The sequence below is a fragment of the Sodalis ligni genome (genome assembly GCF_016865525.2).
Classification (GTDB): domain Bacteria; phylum Pseudomonadota; class Gammaproteobacteria; order Enterobacterales; family Enterobacteriaceae; genus Acerihabitans; species Acerihabitans ligni.
This window is the reverse complement of record NZ_CP075169.1, coordinates 1,006,616-1,027,433: the sequence shown is the minus strand read 5'-3', so window position 1 is coordinate 1,027,433 and position 20,818 is coordinate 1,006,616. Positions and strand designations below refer to the sequence as shown.

General features: G+C 56.1%; 20 protein-coding genes. 13 read left to right on the top strand and 7 right to left on the bottom strand.

The window, feature by feature from the left end; genetic code table 11:
• Nucleotides 1-438: 438 nt before the first annotated feature.
• The 6 genes from GTU79_RS04810 to GTU79_RS04785 all read right to left on the bottom strand — a co-directional run bounded on the left by GTU79_RS04810 (nt 439) and on the right by GTU79_RS04785 (nt 4,673).
• Entirely contained in the window at nt 439-699 is a 261-nt protein-coding gene (locus GTU79_RS04810; protein WP_214513731.1) for a hypothetical protein, read from the bottom strand.
• A complete protein-coding gene (locus tag GTU79_RS04805; RefSeq protein WP_214513730.1) occupies nt 696-1,112 on the bottom strand; it encodes a hypothetical protein in 417 nt (138 codons plus the stop codon). The genes GTU79_RS04810 and GTU79_RS04805 overlap by 4 nt, the downstream gene beginning before the upstream one ends.
• Nucleotides 1,063-2,025: a hypothetical protein gene (locus GTU79_RS04800; RefSeq protein WP_214513729.1), complete on the bottom strand. Its 963-nt coding sequence runs from the start codon at nt 2,023-2,025 to the stop codon at nt 1,063-1,065. The genes GTU79_RS04805 and GTU79_RS04800 overlap by 50 nt, the downstream gene beginning before the upstream one ends.
• Before the next feature lie 33 nt (nt 2,026-2,058).
• Nucleotides 2,059-2,784 (bottom strand): hypothetical protein, encoded by a 726-nt coding sequence (locus GTU79_RS04795; RefSeq protein ID WP_214513728.1) that lies wholly within the window; start codon nt 2,782-2,784, stop codon nt 2,059-2,061.
• A 177-nt stretch (nt 2,785-2,961) separates the two neighbouring features.
• Nucleotides 2,962-3,747 carry an SDR family oxidoreductase gene (locus GTU79_RS04790; protein WP_203522707.1) on the bottom strand — a complete coding sequence of 262 codons (786 nt, stop codon included), beginning with the start codon at nt 3,745-3,747 and terminating at the stop codon, nt 2,962-2,964.
• A 23-nt stretch (nt 3,748-3,770) separates the two neighbouring features.
• Nucleotides 3,771-4,673, bottom strand: coding sequence for a GntR family transcriptional regulator (locus GTU79_RS04785; protein ID WP_132923286.1), 903 nt, complete (start codon nt 4,671-4,673; stop codon nt 3,771-3,773).
• A gap of 196 nt (nt 4,674-4,869) precedes the next feature.
• On the opposite strand from GTU79_RS04785, the gene GTU79_RS04780 reads away from it, so the two are divergent.
• Genes GTU79_RS04780 through GTU79_RS04750 form a run of 7 tightly spaced genes read left to right on the top strand, consistent with a single transcriptional unit; the run spans nt 4,870 to nt 11,657 of the window.
• Nucleotides 4,870-5,688, top strand: a complete 819-nt coding sequence (locus GTU79_RS04780) for an ABC transporter substrate-binding protein (RefSeq protein WP_132923287.1) — start codon at nt 4,870-4,872, stop codon at nt 5,686-5,688.
• 32 nt (nt 5,689-5,720) lie between these two features.
• Nucleotides 5,721-6,443, top strand: a complete 723-nt coding sequence (locus GTU79_RS04775; protein ID WP_132923288.1) for an amino acid ABC transporter permease — start codon at nt 5,721-5,723, stop codon at nt 6,441-6,443.
• Between the two features lie 9 nt (nt 6,444-6,452).
• Entirely contained in the window at nt 6,453-7,220 is a 768-nt protein-coding gene (locus GTU79_RS04770; RefSeq protein ID WP_338091459.1) for an amino acid ABC transporter ATP-binding protein, read from the top strand.
• Between the two features lie 25 nt (nt 7,221-7,245).
• Nucleotides 7,246-8,421: a M20 family metallopeptidase gene (locus GTU79_RS04765; protein WP_203523152.1), complete on the top strand. Its 1,176-nt coding sequence runs from the start codon at nt 7,246-7,248 to the stop codon at nt 8,419-8,421.
• Entirely contained in the window at nt 8,418-9,512 is a 1,095-nt protein-coding gene (locus tag GTU79_RS04760; RefSeq protein WP_203522708.1) for a mandelate racemase/muconate lactonizing enzyme family protein, read from the top strand. Before GTU79_RS04765 ends, GTU79_RS04760 begins: the two co-directional genes overlap by 4 nt.
• Nucleotides 9,512-10,687, top strand: a complete 1,176-nt coding sequence (locus tag GTU79_RS04755) for a M24 family metallopeptidase (protein ID WP_203522709.1) — start codon at nt 9,512-9,514, stop codon at nt 10,685-10,687. The genes GTU79_RS04760 and GTU79_RS04755 overlap by 1 nt, the downstream gene beginning before the upstream one ends.
• Before the next feature lie 46 nt (nt 10,688-10,733).
• Entirely contained in the window at nt 10,734-11,657 is a 924-nt protein-coding gene (locus GTU79_RS04750; RefSeq protein WP_203522710.1) for a dihydrodipicolinate synthase family protein, read from the top strand.
• Between the two features lie 85 nt (nt 11,658-11,742).
• Here the strand turns inward: GTU79_RS04750 and GTU79_RS04745 are convergent, their stop codons facing one another.
• On the bottom strand, nt 11,743-12,963 hold the full coding sequence (locus GTU79_RS04745) for a glutamine amidotransferase-related protein (RefSeq protein ID WP_214513727.1): 1,221 nt from the start codon (nt 12,961-12,963) through the stop codon (nt 11,743-11,745).
• Between the two features lie 115 nt (nt 12,964-13,078).
• Between GTU79_RS04745 and GTU79_RS04740 the strand changes: the two genes are divergently transcribed.
• From GTU79_RS04740 to panS, 6 genes are all read left to right on the top strand, one after another.
• Nucleotides 13,079-14,287, top strand: a complete 1,209-nt coding sequence (locus tag GTU79_RS04740; protein WP_203522712.1) for a pyridoxal phosphate-dependent aminotransferase — start codon at nt 13,079-13,081, stop codon at nt 14,285-14,287.
• 347 nt (nt 14,288-14,634) lie between these two features.
• Nucleotides 14,635-15,066: a translesion error-prone DNA polymerase V autoproteolytic subunit gene (umuD, locus tag GTU79_RS04735; protein ID WP_203522713.1), complete on the top strand. Its 432-nt coding sequence runs from the start codon at nt 14,635-14,637 to the stop codon at nt 15,064-15,066.
• A 2-nt stretch (nt 15,067-15,068) separates the two neighbouring features.
• Entirely contained in the window at nt 15,069-16,337 is a 1,269-nt protein-coding gene (gene umuC, locus GTU79_RS04730; RefSeq protein WP_203522714.1) for a translesion error-prone DNA polymerase V subunit UmuC, read from the top strand.
• 32 nt (nt 16,338-16,369) lie between these two features.
• Nucleotides 16,370-17,146: a hypothetical protein gene (locus GTU79_RS04725; protein ID WP_214513726.1), complete on the top strand. Its 777-nt coding sequence runs from the start codon at nt 16,370-16,372 to the stop codon at nt 17,144-17,146.
• Between the two features lie 74 nt (nt 17,147-17,220).
• Nucleotides 17,221-19,554 carry an OspG family effector kinase gene (locus GTU79_RS04720; protein ID WP_214513725.1) on the top strand — a complete coding sequence of 778 codons (2,334 nt, stop codon included), beginning with the start codon at nt 17,221-17,223 and terminating at the stop codon, nt 19,552-19,554.
• Nucleotides 19,555-19,860: 306 nt separating this feature from the next.
• Nucleotides 19,861-20,787, top strand: coding sequence for a ketopantoate/pantoate/pantothenate transporter PanS (panS, locus tag GTU79_RS04715; protein WP_203522716.1), 927 nt, complete (start codon nt 19,861-19,863; stop codon nt 20,785-20,787).
• Nucleotides 20,788-20,818 lie beyond the last annotated feature (31 nt).

The following is a 20,818-nucleotide window of genomic DNA, read 5'->3' as shown; positions in this document are numbered from 1 at the left end:
AGTATTTTATTTCATCATTTTTCTGCACAAGCTGGAAAGGACGAATTAATATTTAGTTGCAAAACCGATAATAACCAGCATGTATCAGTAATTAAAATGGAGAGATCCTTGAATACAAATTTGGTAAACAATTAAATCATCCAAGCTTGAAAATAGTCACAACAACAAAAATGTGATAAAAGATTTCGAAAATGTAGAAGGTCGTTATACTACGAATTCAATTGGATTCAAAACAAAGAATATGTCTACTATGTGGTTTTCAAGCGGATAGAATTGAAGAGAATAAACAAAGTTATTATATTAATGTTGAAAAAATCAAAAAATATCGCGACAATATATTGTATTGTAAACACAGTTAACGATAATATCTTAGAATTGGAATAAAAATACTTTCGGTTAACGCTTAGAAATCAAAAACATTCCCATTGACAAATTGAGTTAAATTATTATATCTCGCTTTTTAGAGTCAGTATATTTATTAATAATTTTACTGATTTCACATGATGCCTCCCAATTAATTCCTCTATCAGCAATAAGATAAAGATGATTTTTATCCCAATAAGCAAGAGCAGAACGTACCGTATATTTTATATTTGATAAAATTTCAGGACTCATAACAAAGTCAACCGCCTCACCCCATTTGCTTGTATGATAATCGGTAAACATCTTATAGTTATCTTTGAAGGTCAATTGCTTCATTCCTCTCCTCTATATCGCCAACCATCACCGATATTGTCATTACCACCTCTTCCACCATAGGCCTTATTTGCTATTGTTTCTTGTTGGGCTGGATGCGCCGAATTTCTGCCATCTTCAGTTGCTTCATGTCGGTGATTTCTATAATACTTGAATTGAACTATAAGCCCTTCGGGAGGATAATCCAATGACTCAATAATCCTAAATCTAAACCCCACCTCCTGATAAACTTGCGCCATAAAATGATATAGTCGGTTTTTTGTATCCAAATGACAGTGTTCCAGATTAGCATTCAATTCATCCGCAACTCCCTGCAAGGTTTCATCACTAGCGTATTTTGAATCTGTCCAAATTTTACGCAGCATTTCAAGCGTAATCGTGCCCGTGCCGCTTTTTACAACTGAAATAGCCTCCAAAAACGTCACCGGATGCAAATGCCACAGCGCCTCGCTGCTGCGTATCTCCGGCACGTCCTTCATCCATCCCACCGCATCTATAAACCGGCCGATTGAAAAGCCCCAGGGCCGGCTGCTCCCCGGCCTGCTCACCCAGCGCCGCCCGCCACAGCGCCGACATCCCGTCATGCAGCCATTCGCTGTGGTGCTTGACAATAAAACGCTGCACCTGACGCTGGATATGCGGTTGCCGATTGTGCAGGAACTGCCACAGGCTGTCGCCGCAGACCTTACCGTCTTGGTCGGCCTCCATCTCCTTGAGCAGCCGCTGGTAGCCCTCGATGTAGGTTAACGAATACATATCGCGGGTGTTCTGTTGCGCCAGCGCGGCGAGCCGCTGAAATCCCTGCCGCAGCCAGCCCTCTCGGGGCGTTTGTCGCAGAGTCCGCGGCGGCTCATCCTGCTCCAGCAGGATAAATCCGCGCTTTGCCAGGTCAAACTGATTGACTACGGTCACGTCGCTCTCGGCCAGCCAGGACCTCTCCGCCGGAATCTCATACCATGCGTTATCCCCGGACTTCTGCCAGCGGGTTTTGCTTCGTGGAGTGAAGCGTTCTTCGCCGGTGAGTACGGGGTCGTCGCCGATGACGGACGCCACAAAGGTATTATCCCGCTCGCGGTGGAAATAGCGCGGCTTGCCCGGGGAATGAATAAAGGGCTCCCCGGCGGTGACCCCGGCCCGGTTGGCTACAAAATCCGGCAGCCGGCTGTCCTGGCTGAACACCTCAAGGTGGCAGAAATGATGCGGAGCGCTGTGGGGCGATTCCAGATAGCCGAGGTGGCCGATAATCTCGCCGGCGCTAACCGGCAGCACGTTGTCGCCAGCCAGGGCGACCACCTCGTTGAATACGCCGTTCTGACGGGCCGCTTTCATCCAGCGGGAAGCGCGCCGGTGCCGCCACGGCGTTTAAGATACTTCTCCTGTCCCGATATCCAGCCGCTCTCCCACCGCCAGCCCGCCGGATACCCCCTCGGGCACGGACATGACCCGCACGTATACAAACGGCACGGCACGGCGGTCCAGCAGAAAGGTCGCCTCCTCCAGGATTTCCACCGTGCTGAGCCGAGGCAACTGCGTGTAGGTATCCCGCGGGGCCGGGTAACGGTTTTGCACATCGTAACAGGTCCGCGCCTGCGCCCCGTCGCCGCCGGGCAGTCCCTGCCGCACCCAGCCCGGCGCGGGATTGTCCCGGCGGACCTTAAGCGCCGTGGCGGCCACCTCGCCGATGACGGTGTCGCTCGCGCCGTACACCGACAGCGGCGCCAGCTGCATCCACAGGGTATAAAAATCCAGCCCGTGCGCCGGTCTGGCCTTATCGGGCGTGCAGGTGGATTTCACCAGAATAAACGTCGTGCTGAATTTCAGGGCGCGTTTGTTGTGGGCGGCGGCGCGGTAATCGTCGTTGAGCCGGTAGGCCACGATATGGCCGTCGGTCATGCTTTTCAGGCCGTGACCGGCCGGGCCGTCGGGACGGTAAATTGCCCCAGGGACGAAGCTGTCGAAAAGATGGAGGCCGCCGTGCCAATGGCCCTGCGATTTGAGCAGCCAAAAGGCATCGCCCTGGGTGCCCTGCAGGGCCGACATGAATTCGCTTGCCGATGAATACCCATCCGTGGGCAGTACCGTTTTCATCCTGAATGACCTCGTGAAAATGCACAGGTTATCCGCGCATCCTTCCCGTCATTGATTCAAGGACAAATGGCACCGGACAGCGCCCAGCTTATCCGCACGATAGTCTCAATATCTTAAACCGCGGCATATCCCAAGGGATTTGCCGCCGCATTCCGGTCCCAGGAGAAGATTCAATCCTTAGCAGGCAGGGATCATGCCGCCGTCTACGCGCAGTACGGATCCGGTGATGTAGGACGCCTGCCGGCTGGCGAGAAACGCCACCGCCGCGCCATACTCTTCCGGCTCGCCGTAGCGGCCCGCCGGAATCGTCGCCAGGCTATTGGCCTTTACCTGCTGCTGACTGATATTCTCGCGTCCGGCGCGGGCGGCATCCAGCTGGCTGACACGGGCGGTGGCGATACGGCCCGGGACAATAACGTTGGCGGTTATGCCCTCGCGCGCCACTTCACCGGCCAAGGTTTTTGACCAGCCGATCAGCGCCATCCGCAGGCTGTTGGATATCGCCAGATTGGCAATAGGCGCCACGACGCCGGAAGACGTGCTGGTCACAATCCGGCCCCATCCCGCCTGGCGCATATCCGGCAGCACTTTATCGGTCAGTTGAATCAGCGACGCCACCATGGCGTTAAACTGCTCCTGCCAGACCCGCGGCTCGACGCCGCTGGCTTTGCCGGGGGGCGGTCCGCCGGAATTGTTCACCAGAATACCGATGGGGCCGAGATCCCGGCGGATCTCCGCCAGCACGCCGTCAAACGTCTCCGGCCGGGCCAGATCCAGGATATAGCGCCGCGCCCGACCGCCGGCCTGCTCAATAAGCGCTACGGTTTCCTCTATGGTGGCCGCCGTGCGGCCGGTTACCGCCACGGCAGCCTCCTCCGCCGCCAGCGCCAGCGCGATGGCGCGTCCGAGACCTCCGCCGGCCCCGGTAACCAGCGCCACTTTGTCATTTATCGCGAAATTCATATTCTTCTCTCTTTCTTTGCAAGCTAGGTATTTTTTTTACTGACTTTATCCGCCACCATGTCGTAAGCGGACTGCAGGTGATGGCGCATTTTCTCCGCTGCCTGGGGCATTTCGCCATCGCGTATAGCGTCCATAATGGACACATGCTCTTCACACCACTCCCTCACCCGCTGCCGGTTGGTATAGCTGCCGAACTCCAGCAGCCGGCGCAGCCGGTTTTGCTGCTGGATAGCCTGCAGGACAAAAAAATTGCCGCTGCATTCCGCCAGCAGTTCGTGGAAGCTGGCATCGGTTTCAAAGATCTGGCGGCTCTCCACCTGAGTGATATCGGGGTGGGAAATTAGGAACAGGTGTTGCAAACGCAGCCGTTTCAGGGCGCGTTTATCCGCCTTGAACCCCGGCGTCAGCAAATTGGCGGGTTCGATCATCAGTCGGAAACCGTAGCCGTTGCGCAAAGCCACATCGGTGTTGAGCGTAGGCTGAAAACGCCAGCCATGGCCCTGGTTGCGTGCGATAAGGCCGTCCTCCGCCAGGCGCAGCAAAGCCCGGGACAATACTCCGCGATCGGCATCGTAGCGTTGGGCAATGTCGGTCTGGGTCAAGGATTCGGGTAAAATGCCGGCGATACGATCTTTCACCAACTGTTCGTAAAGCTCCTGATCGGTGCTGGAAGGCACGTCGATTTTAATCCGTTGCAGTTCGTCATAGGGTTTTACCAGAAAAAACCCCTGGTTGCGACGCGCTTCCAGAATGCCCAGGCCGGTGAGTAAATTCAGACCGGCGCGCACCGGCGTGCGCGATACGCCGATGGTATCGGCCAACTGTTGTTCCCGTAAATGATGACCTGGCTCGAATCTTGCTTCACATATCAGGTCAAGGATTTGATTCGCCAACCGCCGGCTGGTAGCCGTAGAACGCTGCTCCATGGGATAAACGCCCTGATTAATGTATTTATTGACTTATAATATACAATATTGCGGCCGGCGAACAGACAAGAATAGACCTGAATACTGCCCTAATCTGGTGCGGAAAGCGCACCAAAACAGAGCAATTAATTATCTTCATAATTGTATTAATTGACTCACAAAGAGCAATCCAATCATTTGAAAACCGGAGCCCGTTATGACCAAGAAAGCCCCATTACGCCGTTATGCCCTGATGTCATTGGTTGTCACCTGCCTTAGCGTATCGTTCTTCAGCCGGGCGGCGGAGCCTGAATGGGTAGAAAAAGGCCGCATGACCTACGGCACCGCCGCGACCTTTATGCCGTTTGAATTCACTAAAGACAATACCATCACTGGATTCGATATCGATTTGATCAATGCGCTGGCGAAGAAACTGTCTTTGACGCCCGCGCCGCTTTCTATGGAGTTCAAGGGGTTGATTCCTGCGCTGCAAGGCAAGCGCATCGATCTCATCAATTCGGCCATGTACATCAATCCCGCCCGTGCGGAGCAGGTTGATTTCGTGCCCTATCTGAAAATCGGCGGCCGGGTTGTGGTGCGTAAAGGTAATCCGGCCAAGATAACCGGACGCGACCATTCCCTGTGCGGCAAAAATGTTGCCGTCACCCTGGGGGGCATCGAAGAGAGCCAGGCGCGGGCGGATAACAAGAACTGCCTGGCCGCCGGTCTGAAGGAGATTAACGTCATGACCTTCCCTGCCGCCACCGATTCCGCCGTATCCGTCGCCCAGGGCAGGGCCGACGCCGAGTTCGTTTCCACCCCCGGCGCGGTGGCGCTGCTGAGCGAAAAAGGCGATGTATTCGAGACCACCGGTCCGGAGTTTGAATCCGACACCCATATCGGCTTTGCGGTGCGCAAAGGCGATGCCGCCATGAAGCAAACCCTGGAAACCGGACTGAAGGCGGTGGTAGCGGACGGAACCTATAAGCAATTAATTGATAAATGGAAATTTCCCGCTTCCGTATCAATCTTTTAAAGACCTGGGGCAACGCGTTATGAGGAAAAGGTATGTCCATTGATCTTGTCTGGCAATATTTGTGTTCACCGGCATTCTTCCAGGGCGCGGTAATGACCCTGCTGCTGACCCTGTGTTCGCTGTTTTTCGGCGTCGTGATGGGACTTATTCTGGCGTTGCTGCAGGAGTCGCGTTTCAGAGCCGGCCCGGCGCTGGCCTTTGTCTATCTTTGGCTGTTTCGCGGTACGCCGGTGCTATTCCAGATAATCTTTGTCTACAACGTACTGCCGACATTCGGACTACGCTTCTCCGCCTTTACCTGCGCGGTGCTCGCGCTATCCCTGAATGAAGGCGCCTATATGGCCGAGATTCTGCGCTCCGGCCTGCAGGCGGTGAGAAGCGGCCAGCGCACCGCCGGCATGGCGCTGGGCATGACCGGCGGCCAGATCATGCGCAAGGTGGTACTGCCGCAGGCGGCGCGCATCGTGCTGCCGCCTATGGGCAACCAGATGATCAGCATGTTGAAATCCAGCGCCCTGGTCTCGGTGATTGCGGTACAGGAACTGCTGCTGGTGGCCAACCAGACCGCCAGCGCCAGCTTCCGCTATTTTGAGGCCCTGTGCGCGGCGGGTATTTATTATCTGGTGCTCACCAGCCTGTTTATGGTGTTCCAGGCGTGGCTGGAGCGTGCGCTTGATCCGAAAAAACGCCGCAAGCCCGCGGGTTCGCTTACGGATCGGCTGATCCGCGCCGCCCGCCAGCCGGCCCCACGCTAAGGAGCCCTTATGGAACCAATAACTGTAAATCCTTTAACTACCGCTAAACCCATGCTGGAAATTATCGGCATCGACAAGTTTTTCGGCCGTAACCACATTCTTAAAAACTGCTCGATTAACGTACATAAAGGGGAAACGGTGGTGCTCATCGGGCCCTCTGGCTCGGGTAAATCCACCCTGCTGCGCTGCGTGAATCTGCTGGAGCCGGTGGACGGGGGCGCCATATTTTTCGGTAACCAGGAAATCACCGCCGCCGAGGTAGTGCCGCACCGGATCCGGCAGGAGATCGGTATGGTATTTCAAAACTATGAGCTGTTTTCTCACCTGTCGGCGGCGGAGAACATCATGCTCGCCCCGATGACGGTGTTGGGCATGAGCCGGGCCGATTCCCACGACATCGCTTTGGAACTGCTGGGCAAGGTGCGTATTCCCGATAAAGCCGATGCCTTTCCCGATGAGCTGTCCGGCGGACAGCAGCAGCGGGTGGCCATTGCCCGCGCCCTGGCGATGAAGCCCAAGCTGATGCTGTATGACGAGCCCACCTCGGCCCTGGATCCGGAAATGATCCGCGAAGTGCTGGATGTCATGACCGATCTGAGCGCCGAAGGCATGACCAGCGTGGTGGTTACCCATGAGATGGGATTCGCCAAACGGGCCGCTAACCGCATCGTGTTTATGGAGCGCGGTGAAATCATTGAAAACGCCACCGGCCGGGATTTCTTCGGTGGGGATGTCAGCGAGCGCGCCCAGCGCTTTCTCGATCAGATTTTACATTAAGAAGGGTGTCATTTTGGAGAAGACCATGATTTGCGCCGAGCCTGATATCGCTCGCATGAAACGGGATCTTGCTGCCCTGGTGGCGGTCAATACCGAAAATCCTCCCGGCCGCGAACGGGAAGCGGCGGAGCTTATCGCCGGTTTGCTGGCGGATGCCGGTTTTGATCTGAGCTACAGCGAGTATCAGCCCGGCCGCACCAACGTTATCGCCGTGCTCAACAATGGCGAGGGTCCCTGCTTTGCCTTCAATACCCATATCGATGTGGTGCCGGCCGGTGAAGGCTGGTCCACGGAACCCTTTACGCTGACGGAACGGGAGGGCCGCCTGTACGGGCGCGGCTCCTGCGACGCCAAGGGTCCGCTGGTAGCCATGCTGGAGGCGATGCGTCAGATGGCCGCCCATCGCCACAAGTGGTCCGGCACGCTGATGGGAGTATTTGTGGCTGATGAAGAGGCGGCCAGCGAAGGGGCGAAATTTTATGTCCGCAACAATCCGCCGGCCATCGACTTTGCGGTGATTGGCGAACCCACCTCCAACGCCACCTTCTCAGCCCATAAAGGCAGCCTGCGGCCCTGGGTACGGGTGGAAGGCGTCACCGCCCACTCCGGCACGCCGGATCTGGGAGAGAATGCGATCTTCCGCGCCGGGCAGTTGCTGGGCTTGATCGAAGAGCAGCATCACACCGAGGTGAAATGCCGCTGCCATCCGCTGGTGGGATCCGCCAGCCTGACGGTTACCCGTATCCGGGGCGGCCATGCCGATAATGTCCTGCCCGGCGCCTGCGACATCCTGCTGGATCGACGCATGGTGCCCGGCGAGGATGAAGAGGTGGTGAAACAGGAGTTGGAACACCTGCTGACGGTGGCCCGCGAACGTTTCGGCGTGCGGGCCGGCGTCTTGCGGTACCAGCCCACTACCGGCGGCGCCACCGAAACCGCCGCCGATGAAGCCATTGTTCAGGCCGGCCTGGCGGCCTGCCGTGCCCATGGCCAGTCTGAGCCGGGGCCCTTCGGTTTTCAGGGCGGCTGCGATCTGGTGCATTTTCGCAGCCTCGGCACCAAGGGCATCGTCATCGGGCCGGGCTCGCTGGCGGTAGCGCATAAACCCGACGAGTTCGTGCCGTTGGATGAATTTATCAATGCCGGCCGGATTTATCAGCAGGTGGCCTGCGCTATGCTGCCCGCGGAGAACGCCAAGTGAAAGCCGCTCTTTACCGCGCCGATCTGCACTATCGGGGACTGCAGCTGCATACCGCCTCTTCCGGCAGCATCCCCGCCCTTGAGTCGCTCTATCTGGTACTGGACGACGGCCACGGCAGGGGCATCGGGGAAGTCAGGCTGAATATCGCCTACCTCAACGGTTTTACCGCCGAACAGGTCATGGCGGATGTGCGCCGGGCCCTCGCCGGCCAAGACTGGTCGTTGCCCGCCGCCACGCTGCTGGAGCATTCGGAATCGACGCTATCCCCTTACCTGGCGCCGACCCGCATGCTGCTGGATCTGGCGCTGCATGATATGACCGCCGCCCAGGCGGGTACCAGCGTGGCCGGACTATTAGGCGCGCCGGAGGCGTTTCCCGTGTCTTCCGCCACCAACCAAACCCTGTTCTGGAGCACACCGGAGGTCTTTTTGCAACAGGCCGAGGCCTATGTGGCGCGGGGCTTCACCCAGCTCAAAGTCCGCATCGCCATCGGCACGCCGCAGCAGGATATCCAGCGTCTGGCGACGCTGCGTGACCGTTTCGGCGATCGTATCCATCTGGCCGCCGATGCCAACGGCCAGTGGACGCCCGAACAAGCCGCTGAACGTCTGCAAGCCTTGGCGCCTTTCGGCCTGAGCTATGTGGAGCAGCCCATCGGGCCCCAGTGGCCGGATGAAATCCCCCGGCTGGCGGAGCACAGTCCCATCCCCTGGATGCTGGATGAAAGCGTCAGCTGCGAGGCCGACGTCGACCGGGTCATTGCCCTTCAGGGCAAGGTTTGGGCCCATCTGAAGCTGGTGAAGCTCGGCGGCATCGCCCCGACGGTGCTGGCCGCCCGGCGGCTGCGGGACGCCGGCATCCCCTTTATGATTGGCCAAATGAACGAAGGCGCCGCCGCCACCGCCGCGGCGCTTCAGGTGGCTTACCTCACCCAGCCCCGCTATGCCGAACTCTATGGCGCCGACGGCATTATTGACGATCCGGTCAGCGGGGTGATCTACGGCCGGGGCCAGGTCAGCTGTTCTTATTCCACCGGTCTGGGTATTCATTTTGATGCGGGCCGGGCTGTGTTTATTCAGGAGTTTAACTAATGCAAAACGTGGGTAATATTGTCCAGGGCAGTCAATCCGCTTTCGCCCCGGAAGAGTACCGTGGCCGGGTACAGCGGGCGCGCCGGCTGCTGACCGATGCCGGGCTGGACCTGATGATCATCACCGGACCGGAAAATATTTTCTATCTCACCGGCCAGCAGACGCCGGGGTATTACACTTTCCAGGCCATGGTCCTGCCGGTTGACGGCGAGCCGGTGTTTGTTATCCGGCAACTGGAATATTTCAATTTTATCTCCAATACCTTTATCAGCGACGCCGCCATCTACCAGGACGGGGATAATCCGGTGAATTTCCTGCTGGAGGTGCTGCGCGGCCGGGGATGGCTCAATAGCCGCATCGGTATCGATAAACGAGGCTGGTTCCTGCCCATCAGCGTCTATGAGGCCTTGCAGGAAAAACTGGGGGTTATCCATGACGCGGCGGGCATCGTCGAACAGCTGCGGGCGGTGAAGTCGCCGGCGGAAATCGAAAAAATGGCGCTGGCCGCGCGCTATGTGGATGCCGGCATGAAAGCGGGCCGCGATGCCATTGCCGCCGGCGCCACCGAGAACGACCTGGTGGCCGCCATGATGGGACAGGCAATCGCCGCCGGCTCGGAATATGTCGGCATGGAACCGCTGGTCTCCACCGGACCGCGCAGCGGCGTGCCGCACGGTACCTGGCGCCGCCGCCGCATCGCCGCGGGGGATGCGGTATTTCTGGAAATGTCCGCCACCCACGATCGCTATCATGCCGCGCTGATGCGTTCCGCCTGGCTGGGCACCCCGCCCGCCGTCGCGCTGGATATGGAGAAGACCTGCCAGGAAGCCTTACAGGCCGCCCTGGACGCCATCCGCCCCGGCGCCACCTGCGAAACCCCGCATATCGCCTGCCAGCGGGTGATTGACCGCGCCGGCTATACCGAAAACTTCAAAAAACGCACCGGCTATTCCATCGGCATCGCCTTTGCGCCGGACTGGGGCGAAGGGGCGATCCTGAGCCTCTATAGCGGCATTACCACCGAACTGCGGCCGGGCATGACGTTCCATATCCCGCCGGCGCTGCGGGTTTACGGGGAATTTACCGTCGGCGTCAGCGAAACCATTGTCGTCACCGAAACCGGCTACCGGGTACTGGGTTCAACCGAGCGTCCGCTCTATCAGTTAGGGTCATAATCGCCGGGGGTGGCCTGCCACCCCCATTTTATCAAAGGAAATTGCAATGAAAGATTTGGTCGAAAGCCGCGAACGCCTGAAGGGCATTTTTAATATTACCGTTACGCCCTTCACCGCCGACGGCGAGATTGATTTTGACGGACTCTGCCGCAACGTGGAGCGCGTCATTACCCTGGGGTATGACGGCATTCTTATCGGCGGCACCTATGGGGAATTCCCTACGCTCACGGTGGCCGAACGGGCCGCTATCTTCCGCCGGGTGATGGATGCGGTGAATGACCGGGTACCGGTCATGCTGTGCAGCGCCGGTTCGGATCCCCGGGCGGTGAAGGAGCTGACGGCCCTGGCGGGGGAGCTCGGCGGCCTGCCGATGGTGACGCCGCCGTTTGTTTCAGAGGTCACCGACGAGCAGATCGTCAGCTTTTTCAAACAGATGGCGCCCTTATCCCGCACCGGCATCCTGGTGTATAACGCGCCGGGCATCGGCATCACCCTGGCGCCGGCCCTGCTGGAACAGCTGGCGGACATTCCGCAGGTGGTGGGGATCAAACAGGGCGACCTGAATCCCACCGTTATCGACCAGTTGGCCAATCGCCTGTCGGGACGCCTGCGGCTGTTTTGCGCCTCTGATCTGGCCTTCCTGGGGCCGATGATGTGCGGATTCGACGGCATCAGCAGTACCAACAGCGGCGCGCTGCCGGAGCTTATCCTGGCGGCCTATCGGGCGCTGGAACGGGGAGATGCCCATACCGCGCGGGATTTGCATCGTCTGTGGTACGGCTACCGGGGTCTGGCGCGCCGTTTCGGCCAGCCGCAATTGGTCAAGGCCGCCATGAACCTGCGCGGTTTCGACGGCGGCCATGTGCGTTCGCCGCTGATAGACGTGGCCGAACCGGTGATAGCCCAGCTTAAGGAAGAATTAACCAGGCTGGCGGCGGACAGCCGCGGCGGCGTGGTTCTGAAAAACTGAAATCGCGGGCGGGCATATGCCATGTCCGCCCGCGAGGCATGGCGCCTGGAGTGCGGTGCGGCGCCGGCAGAAACGGGCGGATATATCAACGCCCCGACAAGGCGGCCTGTTTCAGCCAGGCCATGATCAGCGGGTGTGCCGCCGCCGGGGCGGAGGTCAGTTCGGGATGTCCCTGTACGCCGAGATAAAACGGATGGTCGGCCAGTTCGATGCCGTCGGCGATGGCGCCGGCGCTATCGGTGGCGCTTACCGTCAGGCCGCAGCGGGGAAGCATCTCCAGCAGATCGGGATTGAGCTGATAGCGGTGGTTATAGCGCAGCCGGTTATCGCCCGCCAGGATGGACGCCAGCCGGCTGCCGGTACGCAGCCGCATCTCATGCTCCCCGGAGCGATGTACGCCATAGCGGTTCGGATCCCGCAGCGGCACAAAGGTTTTCACCGGCGCGTCCGGGTCGGCTTCCTGCAGGTTGGCCCGCCGTAATGCCGGCAGCTGCTGCAGGGCGGCGGTGGCCATGGTCTGCATGCCCAGGCATAACCCGAGGGTGGGTATGCCCTGTTGCAGGGCATAACGCGCCACCGCCAGCTGTCCGGACACATTGCCCATATCCGCGCCGCCGGGCAGCAGTATCCCCGCCACCGTTGCCGGCAGCAGGCCATCATCCGGCGACAGCGTTTTGGGCGGGACGAACAGCACGTCAAGGGTAATGCCCAGTGCGTCGGCGGCATCCCCCAGAGCCGCCAGGGTGGCGGGATAGGCGGCGGCCTGATCCTGCTTTGCGCCGATAAGGGCGATGCGGAGTTTTCCCGCGCCGCGGGTGGAATGCGGCGGCGAGGACGGTGGCGGCGTGGCATGCCAGCGGCCGAAGGTATCGGGTCGCCATTCGCCCTCGATGGCCGCGCCGCCGGAGCGGTCTTCCAGGACCAGGCGGCCCCGGCGGTTCACCGTATGCCAGAGACGGTACGGGACGCCGCCCTGCTCAAGCAACGGGATCAGGACGGATAAAGCGGCCCGCTGCGATGGTCCGATGGGCACCACGCAATCCTCCCGTGCCGCCCGCTGCGCGCAGGCGGCGGGGGTTAAGGCGGCGCCGGGCGAGCGGCCGGTCATGCGTTCAAGCCAGAGCAGCCCGCTGGTCACCAGCCCGCCGTGACGCAGCACATGCTGGCAGGCATCGGGAAACCGTCCGGTGTCGTAGTCCGCCGCCAGATGCAGCAGGGGGAGCTGGCGCTGCGCCGCCACGTTCGCCGCCATCAGGCCGTACAGCGCGGGTTCCGGCGTGTCGTGCACCACCAGTAGGGTCGTCATGGATAGGTTCCTTTAGGGAATCAACAAAGGAAAGGCCGGTTCGGCCATGTTAATGTAAATTGAACTATATGTGTCAAATAATACAATTTTCTTATCCCACTTTGAAGAGGCATCCATGTCAGCAGAACTTATCGCCCGGCGTATGAAGCGCGTACGTCCCTCCCCCACCGCCGTGATTTCCGATATCGTGCGCGCCATGCAGCAAAACGGCATCGACATTATCAACCTGGGTGAGGGTGAGCTGGACTTCGATACTCCCCAATCTATCAAACAGGCGGGTATCGATGCTATCGAACGCGGCGACACCAAATACACCGCCGTTTCCGGTACCGAGGCGCTGAAACGGGCCATTATCGGCAAATTCCAACGTGAAAACGGGCTGGTCTTCCAGCCGGAAGAGATCATTGCCGGATGCGGCGCCAAGCAGCTGATTTTTAATGCCTTCCTGGCAACAATCTCACCGGGCGATGAGGTTATCGTGCCGGCGCCTTACTGGGTTTCCTACCCGGACATGGTGGCCCTGGCCGAAGGCGAGCCCCGTATTGTCCCCTGCAGCGAGCAGTCGGGCTGGAAATTGCAGGTCGCCGACCTGGCCGCCGCCATCACCCCCCGTACCCGTTGGCTGATATTGAATTCCCCCAATAATCCCACCGGCGCGGTGTATTCCCGCGAAGAGCTGCAAGCCCTGGCTAAGGTGCTGCTGGATTCTCCCCAGGTGATGATCCTGTCCGACGATATTTACGAACATATGCGCCACGATGCCGAGCCCTTTGTCACCCTGGCGCAAATCGAACCCCGCCTGCGAGACAGAACGCTGACGGTGAACGGCCTGTCGAAGGGCTACTCCATGACCGGCTGGCGTATCGGCTATGCCGGCGGCCCGGCCTGGCTTATCTCGGCCATGCAGATATTGCAATCCCAAAGTACCTCCAACCCCAGCTCCATCTCCCAGGCGGCGGCGGTTGAGGCGCTGACGACACCGGCCGTTTTCCACGCCGACTGGCTGCGGCGGCTGGCGGCCCGGCGCGCCGTGGTCATGTCGATCATTGCCGAGGTGCCGGGACTCGGCGCCGAAGTGCCGCCGGGGGCATTTTACGTGTTTGCCAACTGCCGGGGGATGCTGGGCAAACGTACGCCGCAAGGGAAGACAATAGACAGCGACAGCGATTTCGCCGCCTATCTGGTGGAGAATGCCCATGTGGCCACGCTGCAAGGGTCGGCCTTCGGCGCATCGCCCTATATCCGCATCGCCTATGCCATTGACGATGATCGCCTGCATGAAGCCTGCGAACGTATCAAAAACGCCTGCCTGGCATTACGGTAGTAAAGTCCGGGTGCTTTTGCCCAGGGGATTAAAGGCAAGGTCGCTGCGCTCTGGGTGAAATATAACAATACCGGCGGAACCGCCGCCGGCATATTTAATATTGGTTGGCTAATAATCAATGCCAAAATAACATCGCTTTTGATAAATAACTATACGAAACTAATGATTAGCATAGCTAATTAATTACCGTTAAACTTTTTGCTCATTACCAATGATATTCTTATTTTTGATCTTTATATTAATCATAGAGCTAATTAACTTCCCGCCGAATCTCCTCAATCCCTGTCTTTTCAAACAAAACAATTTATTTATACTGGACACATAAACAGTATAAATGAGTTGGAAGAATGAAGATTATCGCAGACTTTTCCGGCGCCCATGCCATGCTGCCGGTGCTATCGCTCCCCTTGTTTGCCGATCAATGCCGGGCGGGCTTTCCTTCGCCGGCGCAGGACTATGTGGAAAAAACGCTCGACCTGAACGAGTATTGCATCCGCCATCCCAGCGCCACCTATTTTGTCCGCGCCAGCGGCGAATCGATGATTGAAGCCGGTATCGGCGACGGCGATTTATTAGTGGTGGATCGCGGTGAAACCGCCGGTCATGGCGATATCGTCATAGCCGCCGTCGATGGCGAATTCACCGTCAAACGGCTGTGCCTTAAGCCGCGCCTGGCGCTGCAACCGATGAATCCGGCTTTTCCGACGCTCTATCCCCAGCCGGATGCTTTGGAAATCTTCGGCGTGGTGCTGTACGCCATCCATAATACCCGGAACTAGCCATGTTTGCCCTGGCGGACGTGAACAGCTTCTACGCCTCCTGCGAAACGGTATTCCGGCCGGATCTGCAAGGGTTGCCGGTGGTGGTGCTGAGCAACAATGACGGCTGCGTCATTGCCCGTTCCAGAGAAGCCAAACAGCTTGGCATAAAAATGGGCCTGCCTTATTTTCAGCTGGGGGAACTGATCCGCAAGCACCGTATCGCGATTTTCTCGTCTAACTATGCGCTGTATGCCGATATGTCGGCCCGGGTCATGTCTATTCTGGAAGCCATGGCGCCGCGCACCGAAATCTACTCCATTGACGAAGCCTGGATGGACGTTAGCGGCATCGAAGCCAGCATGCCCTACACGGAATTCGGCCATCGGGTGCGAACCAGGGTCCGGCAAGACACCGGTCTGACGGTTGGGGTAGGCATCGCCCGCACCAAAACCCTGGCTAAGCTGTGCAATCACGCGGCCAAACAGTGGCCGGCCACCGGCGGCGTAGTGGCTCTCAACGACCCGGCGCGCCTGCGCAAACTGATGTCGCTGGTGCCGGTGGAGGAGGTTTGGGGCGTGGGCCGCCGCATCTCCCGCCGGCTCAATGCCGTGGGGATTCATAATGCCTTGCAGCTGGCGGAATCGAATATTTCGTTTATCCGCAAGACTTTCAGCGTGGTATTGGAACGCACGGTGCGGGAACTGCAGGGAGAATCCTGTATCGCCCTGGAGGAGCAAACGCCGGTAAAGCAACAAATTGTCTGCAGCCGCTCGTTCGGTGGTCGCGTCACCGCCCTGGCCGATATGCGGCAGGCGGTTTGCCGCTATGCGGAGCGGGCGGCGGAAAAATTACGCCAGGAACAACAATATTGCCGGCAAATAGCCGTATTCATCCGCTCTTCACCCTATGCCGTCAATGAACCTTATTATGCCAACGGCGCCAGTGAAAACCTGCTGACCGCCACCCAGGACACGCGGGATATAGTCGCCGCCGCCATGCGCGGGCTGGAACGGATTTGGAAAGAGGGCCCGCGCTACGCCAAGGCCGGAGTAATGCTGAATGATTTTTCCCCGACCCGCCAGGCGCAACTGCACTTATTCGATTCCTGTCCCCCCCGGCGCGCCAGTATGGAGCTGATGGCGGTGCTGGATAAAATCAACCACACCGGCATCGGCCGGGTCTGGTTCGCCGGTCAAGGCATTGCCCCCTCATGGGCGATGCGCCGGGATATGTTATCCCCCGCCTATACCACCCGCTGGGGGGAATTACCCACAGCCAGGCTTTGCTGATGTTCGGATTCGCCATGGCGGCCACCGAATGAATGCCCATAAATCCTTCCACAAACGCCGCTCGTCAATCCGGCGTTCATTATTCGGCGGTACGTTATCTGGTAGTATTTTCCCGCGATGTGTTAATAACACTTTTACTCAACGGAGAAGAGCTCGTCATGCCGATAAGCGCAGTGGGTCACAGAAAGAATGTAGGTACATTTGAAAATAAATTTCTAAAATATAATACTAATATTATCCAGGAACAGATTATTAGCATAGCCCGTTCACAACAGGAGAAAATACCGGTCAAACCGGGTGGAATAGCTGTTCTCTATACCCTTTCAGCTATTTTACCCCATATTAAAATGGTCGTGAATTCGTCGGCGGAGCCCCGCGGGGGTATCGTCATGTATAATGGCACGGCGCAGAACACCCCCAGCCATAACGGTAAAGCACAGATTATGGCGGCTGCCGCCAGGAACACAAACTATCCTAAGGCTGAATCTAGACCGGCTCCGATTCAAAATCATAGGATTCCCAACATTATTTCCGAGAATACAAATATAAAAAGCAATTTATATCAATATATGGGAAAAACCGCCTCTGAATTTTTTTATCAATACATGCAAAAGCTTGATGCGCTGGTAACCCAATATGACCCGCTCAGATTTCCCACGGCCGACGCTACGCCTGTGGGCACTGCTTATTTATCTCAAAACGGGGCCTACTGGGATCAGAATAATTATATCTATGTCATAAAGAGTGAATTGACAAAGAAAAATTTATTGAATCGTTACTCAATTTCCTTGTCGTTAGCGGACAATTAACGGACTCAGGCGCAGAAAAACTTGAAACCTATGTAAAGAAAACACCTCCGGCATTCCTTTTTCTCACGCCCGTAATGAAATTCGAGAATGACTCATCAAGAGCGAAAAGGATCTCTGATGCGGATAGAAGCCGGTATATCGGCGAACATATTCGAGAACATTGCGCTTATGAAGCAGACGTGCTTAATACTAAAGGCGAAAATGAAGGAAAAGCCTTGATGTTCTGGGCTGGACGGTTAGAAAATCCTCTTCGAATGATATATGACAATACCGATGAAAGCCCATCCCCTTTAACACTGCAAGTAACAAACGGGCTGAATTTCTTCTCTGACATTTTGACTCTGGGCTTAAAACCCCTCATTGGAAATCTTATTGCCAATTATCTTAGAAGAGAATACTACCTATCGCAAGGAGTCGAGATATGCGCAGAAAGACAGCGCCATCTGAGCATGGCTGAACTCGCTACTGGTATTAATGTCGAGGGATTTACGTTCAGACATCGGGGAAAAGCGCCAATCCTAAAACCGCGAGAAATAATGCATTCGGTTCCCCTGTCCGAACGGGCAGCCTACTCGCTGCGCAACCCTGCTACCGGGGTCCAAGAGGAACTGCTGATAAAAGTAGTAGATAACAAAAAAACAGCGAGCGCGACCCACGATGGCAAAGACAACATTTACCTGAAGCCGACGGATCAAAATGAGTTTATGACTTATCATTCTCATCCCGCCAAGCCGGACTTACCGGAAAGGAGAGTCATCTTTGATGAAGAGAAATCAACCTGGCGATATGCCGATAGCGTTGATGCCGCCGAGCTCAATGTACAATTCAGTAAAGGCAAGTCATTTATTCACCTGCAAGGAGAGAAACATGAATTACGTATGAATCGTCACCGACAATATGAAGCCGTTGTTCATAAGACATCCGGTACCAAGGAATATCTTCCTGTCTATAGGGAACCGTTGTCACGTGAATGGCATTTAGAAGAACACAACGGGCATTCTGTATTCAATACCGGACAGAAGAAAATTATTAATGATTTTAATATGCCAATCGACAAACACGTTAAGTACATCGCGGAACAGAACGGCAATCAAAAGAGGTATGGCGCCGGAATAATATACCGGGTGGAAGACACCGATGCTTATTCAAACGATATATTATATAAAGCCATTGAGATGAATGGCATGGTGGTGCCGGTGAGAGAGCGTATCACATCGAAAAATCGTCTGCATTATGAAATATTCGATATTTCTGATAATCAAAAGAGACTTACCCGGTTGAGTTTGACGGCGCTCGCTGGCTCTTTGAACACCGACGTCCATTCATGCATCCAATTCACTGAAAAAGCCGTTACGCGGGATATGCTCGTCGACATGGATGCCAGCCAGCTATCAGCGCCGGGCCATAAGGGATTAAGATGGGACGCCCGAGAGAAACCCTATTTGAAAGTTGAAAACAAATACTTGCCGATAAAGAAATTAAATGGCAATAGATACAGTATCAAAGCACCAATGAAGGGTAATCGCATATATCTCCGATATAACAATGAAAAATTCTCTGTCGAGACAGCTCGCGAGAGGTTGAACAATATCATTACCGAAGGCTTGAGCGGAAGAAAACGAAAACTTGCCTTGGACGTTTTGAAAGAGCAGGATGGGTTTACTGAAGGCAGCGCTAGGGAATTATTGCTAAAATATCAGTTTCCTGAAAGGGGTTTTTATGATGATTATAGTTTTGCTCTTGAAATTGAACAAACGGGTAAAGTACCTCGGTGGGCTAAGAGATTCAAGAAGTCCCACAACCCTGAAAACGCTCAATCAGAAGCGCAGAAAACGGTTTCAGTGTTTGCAGTGGGCCAACCCGAACATCCTATTGAACTGAAGCTGGGAGACATATTAGGGGAGGGCTGCTATGGTAAGGTTTTTACTGATGCCAGTGATAACAACTATGTCATAAAAAAATATGTCCGTGACAATAAATATCTTCAGATTGACATAAAAACTTTGACCACTAACGAATCCAACTCATTCCGCCGTTATTACGGCGAGGACTCGGCAACATTATATCATAATGAAGAGGAAGATTTTTATCTGCGAATGTACCGTATTCCAGGTAAAACGGTTCCGCAGCTTCCCCCAAACACTTTACCCCCTGACGCCATTGAGCGGTACGTGGACATGCTGGAAAAACTTAATCATGTCGGCATATTACACGGTGATCTCCACGAGGGTAACATCATGTGGGATGACGAAGCGGAAATATTTCATCCCATCGATATTTACAATGTCAAAGACCAGTATTTCAGTGGAAATTCAGATAACACGCTTCAAAACGATATAGAGGAAGAGGAATGGCTCTATTTGGTTGATGACATCACCGCAAAAATGAAAAGCAATGTCCAGGTTTAACCCACCGGCAAACAATATTTGATAATAACCCTCATTCACGGTGGCCATTTTGCGGTCGCCGTTTGCACACAATGCAAAAAAAAACAATCTGTTGCGCTTCCCCCAAGGCGGTGCTTGACATTATCCCACCGAAGCGACACCTCCAGTGGATGAATATTCACCGAAGGAATATTAGCGTTTTTGCAGCAGAGTGATTGCTACCGGCGGCAATTGAAGGTAAAAATACTTCCGCTGTGGCAAGAGCCGAAACCCGAAATTTCGGCGGTTATACCCCATCCATTATTAAAAAGACGACAAGGACCCCCTATGTTAGCCAAGATTACCCGCCTGTTCCCGCTGTGGGCCGTTTTGCTGTCGGTTATCGCCTATTACTCCCCGGGAACGTTCACCCCCATGGGTCCCTATGTGGGGTATTTGCTGATGCTTATTATGTTCGCCATGGGCGTAACCCTAAGAGCCGGCGATTTCAAACGGGTTCTCACGCGTCCGGCGCCGGTGGTGGCGGCCACTTTCCTGCATTATCTGGTGATGCCGCTGGCCGCCTGGTTATTGGCCAAACTGTTTCATATGCCCGCGGATCTGTCGGCAGGCATGATACTGGTGGGCAGCGTGTCGAGCGGGACAGCGTCCAATGTGATGATTTACCTGGCCAAAGGCGATGTGGCTTTGTCCGTCACCATCTCGGCGGTATCCACCCTGGTGGGGGTATTCGCCACGCCGTTGCTGACCCGGCTCTATGTAGATACCCATATCAAGGTGGATGTGGCGGGCATGCTGCTGAGCATCCTGCAAATCGTGGTCATTCCGATTTTTGCCGGCCTGGTTGTCCATCATTTATTCACCAAGGCCGTCAAGCGCATTGAACCGGGGCTGCCGGCGCTTTCCATGGTCTGCATCCTCGCCATCATCAGCGCGGTGGTGGCCGGCAGCCAGGGATTTATCGGCTCGGTGGGCCTGGTGGTCATTGCGGCGGTGATCCTGCATAACGGTATCGGCCTGCTCGGCGGCTACTGGGGCGGAAAACTGTTCGGCTTCGACGAAACCACCTGCCGCACAATGGCGCTTGAAGTGGGCATGCAGAACTCGGGATTGGCGGCAACACTGGGCAAGATATATTTCACGCCGCTGGCCGCCCTGCCCGGCGCGCTGTTCTCGGTTTGGCATAATCTGTCCGGTTCCGTGCTGGCCGGTTACTGGTCCGGCCGTCCGGTGGAAAAAGATCAGCATCGATAATTCCTCGCATACGGCGATGCATTAAGCCAAT

Coding starts and splice junctions, on each gene's coding strand:
- GTU79_RS04720 (WP_214513725.1), top strand. CDS start 17,221: ATGAAATTCGAGAATGACTCATCAAGAGCGAAAAGGATCTCTGATGCG.
- GTU79_RS04725 (WP_214513726.1), top strand. CDS start 16,370: ATGCCCATAAATCCTTCCACAAACGCCGCTCGTCAATCCGGCGTTCAT.
- GTU79_RS04780 (WP_132923287.1), top strand. CDS start 4,870: ATGACCAAGAAAGCCCCATTACGCCGTTATGCCCTGATGTCATTGGTT.
- GTU79_RS04800 (WP_214513729.1), bottom strand. CDS start 2,025: ATGAAAGCGGCCCGTCAGAACGGCGTATTCAACGAGGTGGTCGCCCTG.
- GTU79_RS04775 (WP_132923288.1), top strand. CDS start 5,721: ATGTCCATTGATCTTGTCTGGCAATATTTGTGTTCACCGGCATTCTTC.
- GTU79_RS04765 (WP_203523152.1), top strand. CDS start 7,246: ATGATTTGCGCCGAGCCTGATATCGCTCGCATGAAACGGGATCTTGCT.
- umuD (WP_203522713.1), top strand. CDS start 14,635: ATGAAGATTATCGCAGACTTTTCCGGCGCCCATGCCATGCTGCCGGTG.
- GTU79_RS04745 (WP_214513727.1), bottom strand. CDS start 12,963: ATGACGACCCTACTGGTGGTGCACGACACGCCGGAACCCGCGCTGTAC.
- umuC (WP_203522714.1), top strand. CDS start 15,069: ATGTTTGCCCTGGCGGACGTGAACAGCTTCTACGCCTCCTGCGAAACG.
- GTU79_RS04790 (WP_203522707.1), bottom strand. CDS start 3,747: ATGAATTTCGCGATAAATGACAAAGTGGCGCTGGTTACCGGGGCCGGC.
- GTU79_RS04740 (WP_203522712.1), top strand. CDS start 13,079: ATGTCAGCAGAACTTATCGCCCGGCGTATGAAGCGCGTACGTCCCTCC.
- GTU79_RS04750 (WP_203522710.1), top strand. CDS start 10,734: ATGAAAGATTTGGTCGAAAGCCGCGAACGCCTGAAGGGCATTTTTAAT.
- GTU79_RS04770 (WP_338091459.1), top strand. CDS start 6,453: ATGGAACCAATAACTGTAAATCCTTTAACTACCGCTAAACCCATGCTG.
- GTU79_RS04810 (WP_214513731.1), bottom strand. CDS start 699: ATGAAGCAATTGACCTTCAAAGATAACTATAAGATGTTTACCGATTAT.
- GTU79_RS04785 (WP_132923286.1), bottom strand. CDS start 4,673: ATGGAGCAGCGTTCTACGGCTACCAGCCGGCGGTTGGCGAATCAAATC.
- panS (WP_203522716.1), top strand. CDS start 19,861: ATGTTAGCCAAGATTACCCGCCTGTTCCCGCTGTGGGCCGTTTTGCTG.
- GTU79_RS04755 (WP_203522709.1), top strand. CDS start 9,512: ATGCAAAACGTGGGTAATATTGTCCAGGGCAGTCAATCCGCTTTCGCC.
- GTU79_RS04795 (WP_214513728.1), bottom strand. CDS start 2,784: ATGAAAACGGTACTGCCCACGGATGGGTATTCATCGGCAAGCGAATTC.